The sequence below is a fragment of the Streptomyces katrae genome (assembly GCF_000966975.1).
Classification (GTDB): domain Bacteria; phylum Actinomycetota; class Actinomycetes; order Streptomycetales; family Streptomycetaceae; genus Streptomyces; species Streptomyces katrae.
On sequence record NZ_JZWV01001234.1, the window covers coordinates 1 to 5309 of the forward strand.

Here is a 5309-nt window from a genome sequence, read left to right on the forward strand (position 1 = left end):
CCGCCGTCCCCCCTGTGTCCGGCTCCTGCGCCGTGCCCTCCGGACCCTCCGGCGTGCCCGCGGTGACGATGCGGACGGCCTCCGCCAGCGCCCGGGTCACGGCGTCGGCCAGGGAGGCGTCGTCGGCCCGCAGGTCGGCGCCGCGCAGCCAGAGGGTCGGGGCGGGGCGGGGCCCCCGGGCGCGGTCGGCGGCCAAGGCGGCGAGGGCGGTGGTGCGGCCGGTGCCGGGGTCGCCGACGAGGCCGAGGACGAGGTCCTGCCCGGCGCGGTGGCGGCGGCCGCGCGCAGGGGGACGGCGAAGTTGCCGGAGCGCCGCTCCGCCGTGAGAGCGGTGCCCAGCACCGCGAGCACCGCTCCGGTCTCGGCGTCGAGGACCGGGCCGCCGCAGGCCTCGCCGCCCAGCCGGAGGGCGTCCCGGCCGTCCGTGCCGATCGCCAGCTCCACGGTGGCGGGCAGCAGCAGCCGGCGGCCGGCCGCGGCGTAGCCGGCCTCCGCGCCCGCCCCGAGCACCCGCGCCTGGCGCCAGCCCCGCGCGGGGAGGCGTACGTACGTTCCCGAAGGGATGGTCCCGCGCACGGACACCGGAAGCGGCCGCATCCCGAGCCCGTCGCTCGGTACCAGTGCGAGCCCGAGCTCGGGCAGGGCGATGATCTCGGCGGCGTCGGTCCGCCAGGTCCGCTCGCCGTCCGGCGCGTGCAGCACGACCCGTTCCAGGCCTTCGACGGCCTCGTGGCCGGTCACCACGGTCCCCCGGTCGTCGGCCACGAAGCCGCTGCCGCAGGCCCGTCCGGCCGGGTCGCGGATCGTGACGAGCCGCGCGGGCTCGGCGGGCTCCGCGGATCCCGGAAACTCCCCGGATGCCGGGTACTCCCCGGATCCCGGGTACTCCCCGGGTCCCGGGCGCTCCGCGCATCCGCGCCGCTCCCCGGGTCCGGCGTGCACCGCGGCCCCCCAGGGTGCCGCCCCGGCCACCCCGGCCGCTCCGGCGCCCCTCGCACCACCTGTGACCTCGTCCGACAACGCCGCACCACTCCCCCGCCACGGGACCCGTGGTCATGACGGTAGGCAAGTGAAGATCGGGACGAAAAGCGCGCGGGCCGAAAGCGCCCCCTTGCGCTCCCTCCATTCACTCCGAGCGCCTGCTCGGTCGGGTGAATATCGGGCTCCGGGTGGATAGAGACCTACCCGAGGGGGTCGTGGAGCGGTGAGCGGCACTCCTTGTGCGCTCACCGCTCCACATCAGAAGCAGAGCCTCCCGGAAGGGACCGGCTCAGACGAAGACCGCCAGGGACTTCGCCTTGCCGCCCTTGCTCTCCACGAGCCCCAGCAGCTGTCCCTGCGGGCCGTAGACGGCGACGGTGCGGCCGTCCTGGTACTCGTCCGGCATCTCGATCCGCACGCCGTTGGCGAGCAGCGAGGCCCGCCGCGCGTCCAGGTCCCAGCGTGCGAACGCGGCCGCGGCCGCCTCGCCGATCGGCATGACGGTCAGCTCCTCCTGGAGCTGGTCCAGCGTGCGCGCCTTGTCGAGCTTGTACGGGCCCACCCGCGTGCGCCGCAGCGCCGTGAGGTGGCCGCCGACGCCCAGGTCGGCGCCCAGGTCGCGGGCGAGGGCCCGGATGTAGGTACCGCTGGAGCAGACGACGGAGACGACCAGGTCGACGACCTTGGTGCCGTCCTCGGCCTCCGCCTCCCGCATGTCGTACACCTGGAACGAGGAGATGGTCACCGGGCGGGCCGGGATCTCGAAGTCCTCGCCGTCGCGGGCGCGCTTGTAGGAGCGCACGCCCTTGATCTTGATGGCGCTGACCTTGGACGGGACCTGCATGATGTCGCCGGTCAGCTTGGCGATCCCCGCGTCCACGGCTTCCCGGGTGACCCCGGAGGCGTCCGTGGACCCGGTGATCTCGCCTTCGGCGTCGTCCGTGAGGGTGTACTGCCCGAGGCGGATCGTCCCGAGGTACTCCTTCTCGGTCAGCGCGAGGTGGCCGAGGAGCTTGGTGGCCTTCTCGACGCCGAGGACGAGGACGCCCGTCGCCATGGGGTCGAGGGTGCCGGCGTGGCCGACGCGGCGGGTCTTGGCGATCCCGCGCATCTTGGCGACCACGTCGTGCGAAGTGAAGCCGGACGGCTTGTCGACGATGACAAGGCCGTCCGGAGTCTTCCCTGCGTTGGTGCTCATTCGGCGGCTGCGTCCTCGTCGTCCTCGCCGGGCTTCTTGTACGGGTCGGCCTCACCGGCGTACTGCGCGCCGGAGGAGACCTCGCGCACCTGGGCGTCGGAGGCGCGCGCCTTGTCGAGGAGGTCCTCGATGGTCTTGGCGTTCTCCGGGAGGGCGTCCGCCACGAAGGTCAGGGTGGGCGTGAACTTGGTCCCCGCCGCCCGGCCGACCGCGGAGCGCAGTACGCCCTTGGCGCTCTCCAGGCCCGCTGCCGCGCTGGCCCGGTCCTCGTCGTCGCCGTAGACCGTGTAGAAGACCGTGGCCTCCCGCAGGTCGCCGGTGACCCGGGTGTCGGTGATCGTCACGTGCGTGCCGAGGCGGGGGTCCTTGACTCCACGCTGCAGCTTCTGCGCCACCACCTCCCGGATGAGGTCCGCCAGCTTCTTCGCCCGCGCATTGTCGGCCACTGGTCCGTCTCCTTCTTCCTTGCAGACAAGCAATCAGTCTTCATCACCGTGGAACCGCCGTCTCACGGACAGCAGCTCCACTTCCGGACGCGCCGCGACCAGCCGCTCACAGCGGTCCAGTACGTCCGATACGAACCCCGCGTCCCCGCTCACCAGGGCGACCCCTATACGGGCCCTGCGGTGCAGGTCCTGGTCGCCCACCTCGGCCGCGCTCACGGAGAACTTGCGCTGGAGCTCGGCGACGATGGGCCGGACGACGGAGCGTTTCTCCTTCAACGAATGGACGTCGCCGAGGAGCAGATCGAAGGACAGAGTCCCCACGTACATGCAGTTCCGGATATCCCGCCGGTGCGGGTTCGGTGGCCTGCCGGCCGTCGCTCGGCAGGGTCACCAGAACCGTACACGCAACGGCCGGGGCCGATCGACGGATATTCCGCCGACCGGCCCCGGTGTTACGACACGGTGCGAACCGCCTCGCGCTTACGCGCGGGGCTTCTCGCGCATCTCGTACGTCGCGATGACGTCGTCGATCTTGATGTCGTTGAAGGAGCCGAGGTTGATACCGCCCTCGAAGCCTTCGCGGATCTCGGTGACGTCGTCCTTGAAGCGGCGCAGACCGGAGATGGTGAGGTTCTCGGCGATGACCTTGCCATCGCGCAGGAGCCGCGCCTTGGTGTTGCGCTTGACCTCGCCCGAGCGGACCAGGACACCGGCGATGTTGCCCAGCTTGGACGAGCGGAAGATCTCACGGATCTCCGCCGTACCGAGCTCGACCTCTTCGTACTCCGGCTTGAGCAGACCCTTGAGGGCCGCCTCGATCTCCTCGATGGCCTGGTAGATCACCGAGTAGTACCGGACGTCGACGCCCTCGCGGTCCGCCATCTGCGCGGCACGGCCGACAGCGCGGACGTTGTAGCCGATGACGATGGCGTCGGAGCCCATCGCGAGCGAGATGTCGGACTCGGTGACCGCACCCACACCACGGTGCAGGACGCGGATGTCGACCTCTTCGCCGACGTCGAGCTGGAGCAGCGAGGACTCCAGGGCCTCGACCGCACCGGACGAGTCGCCCTTGATGATGAGGTTGAGTTCCTGGACCAGACCGGCCTTGAGCACGGAGTCGAGGTCCTCGAGGGACACGCGACGGACGCGCTTGGCGAAGTTGGCGTTGCGCTCACGCGCAGCACGCTTCTCGGCGATCTGACGGGCGGTGCGGTCCTCGTCGACGACGAGGAAGTTGTCGCCGGCGCCGGGGACGTTGGTGAGACCCAGGACCAGGACGGGGGTCGACGGACCCGCTTCCTCGATGTTGTTGCCCTTGTCGTCGAGCATGGCGCGCACGCGGCCGTAGGCGTCGCCCACGACCATCGTGTCGCCGACGCGGAGGGTACCGCGCTGGACGAGGACGGTGGCGACGGCACCGCGGCCACGGTCGAGGTGGGACTCGATCGCAATACCCTGGGCGTCCTGCTCCGGGTTGGCGCGCAGGTCGAGCGAGGCGTCGGCGGTGAGGACGACGGCCTCCAGCAGGGAGTCGATGTGCAGACCCTGCTTGGCGGAGATGTCGACGAACATCGTGTCGCCGCCGTACTCCTCGGCGACCAGACCGAACTCGGTGAGCTGACCGCGCACCTTGACCGGGTCGGCACCCTCGACGTCGATCTTGTTGACCGCGACGACGATCGGGACGCCGGCGGCCTTGGCGTGGTTCAGCGCCTCGATCGTCTGCGGCATGACGCCGTCGTTGGCCGCGACCACGAGGATCGCGATGTCGGTCGACTTCGCACCACGGGCACGCATGGCGGTGAACGCCTCGTGACCCGGGGTGTCGATGAAGGTGATCTTGCGGTCTTCACCGTTGACCTCGGTGCCCACCTGGTAGGCGCCGATGCCCTGGGTGATGCCACCGGCCTCGCCCGCGACGACGTTCGTCTTGCGGATGGCGTCGAGCAGGCGGGTCTTACCGTGGTCGACGTGACCCATGACGGTCACGACCGGCGGACGCGGCAGCAGGAACTCCTCGCCGCCCTCGTCCTCGCCGAACTCGATGTCGAAGCCCTCGAGCAGCTCACGGTCCTCCTCCTCCGGGCTGACGATCTGAACGGTGTAGTTCATCTCGTCGGCGAGGAGCTGGAGGGTCTCGTCGGAGACGGACTGCGTGGCAGTGACCATCTCGCCGAGGTTCATCATGACCGCGACCAGCGACGCCGGGTTGGCGTTGATCTTCTCCGCGAAGTCGGTGAGGGACGCACCGCGCGACAGGCGAACGGTCTCGCCGTTGCCGCGGGGCAGCATCACGCCGCCCACGGACGGGGCCTGCATGGCCTCGTACTCCTGGCGCCTCTGACGCTTCGACTTGCGACCGCGACGGGCGGGCCCGCCGGGACGGCCGAACGCACCCTGCGTGCCACCACGGGCACCCGGGCCGCCGGGACGGCCACCGAAGCCGGGACGACCGCCGCCACCGGCACCGGCCGGGCCGCCGCCGAAGCCGCCGCCACCCGGACGCGGGCCGCCGAAGCCGCCACCGGCCGGACGCGAGCCCGGACCGGCCGGACGGCCGGCGAAGCCGCCGCCGGGACGACCCGGACCGCCGGGACGGCCGGCGCCGCCCGGACCGGGACGGGGACCGCCGCCGGGACGGGGACCGGGACCGCCGGCAGCGGGACGCTGCGGCATCATGC

The 5309-nt window shown here is 71.7% G+C and carries 5 protein-coding genes; all 5 read right to left on the reverse strand.

Annotation, left to right across the window (positions count from 1 at the left end; all coding sequences use genetic code 11):
• Positions 1-96 precede the first annotated feature (96 nt).
• Complete coding sequence (locus VR44_RS35485) at positions 97-942, reverse strand: hypothetical protein (protein ID WP_157880511.1); 846 nt, start codon at positions 940-942, stop codon at positions 97-99.
• A gap of 328 nt (positions 943-1270) precedes the next feature.
• On the reverse strand, positions 1271-2179 hold the full coding sequence (gene truB, locus VR44_RS35490) for a tRNA pseudouridine(55) synthase TruB (protein ID WP_045951771.1): 909 nt from the start codon (positions 2177-2179) through the stop codon (positions 1271-1273).
• The gene (rbfA, locus tag VR44_RS35495; protein WP_045951772.1) at positions 2176-2625 is read right to left on the reverse strand and encodes a 30S ribosome-binding factor RbfA; all 450 of its coding nucleotides are present in this window, start codon (positions 2623-2625) and stop codon (positions 2176-2178) included. The genes truB and rbfA overlap by 4 nt, the downstream gene beginning before the upstream one ends.
• 33 nt (positions 2626-2658) lie before the next feature.
• Positions 2659-2952 carry a DUF503 domain-containing protein gene (locus tag VR44_RS35500; RefSeq protein WP_030227569.1) on the reverse strand — a complete coding sequence of 98 codons (294 nt, stop codon included), beginning with the start codon at positions 2950-2952 and terminating at the stop codon, positions 2659-2661.
• Between the two features lie 153 nt (positions 2953-3105).
• Positions 3106-5309: translation initiation factor IF-2 (gene infB / locus VR44_RS35505; RefSeq protein ID WP_094192130.1), on the reverse strand; the 2204-nt coding region annotated here is incomplete at its 5' end.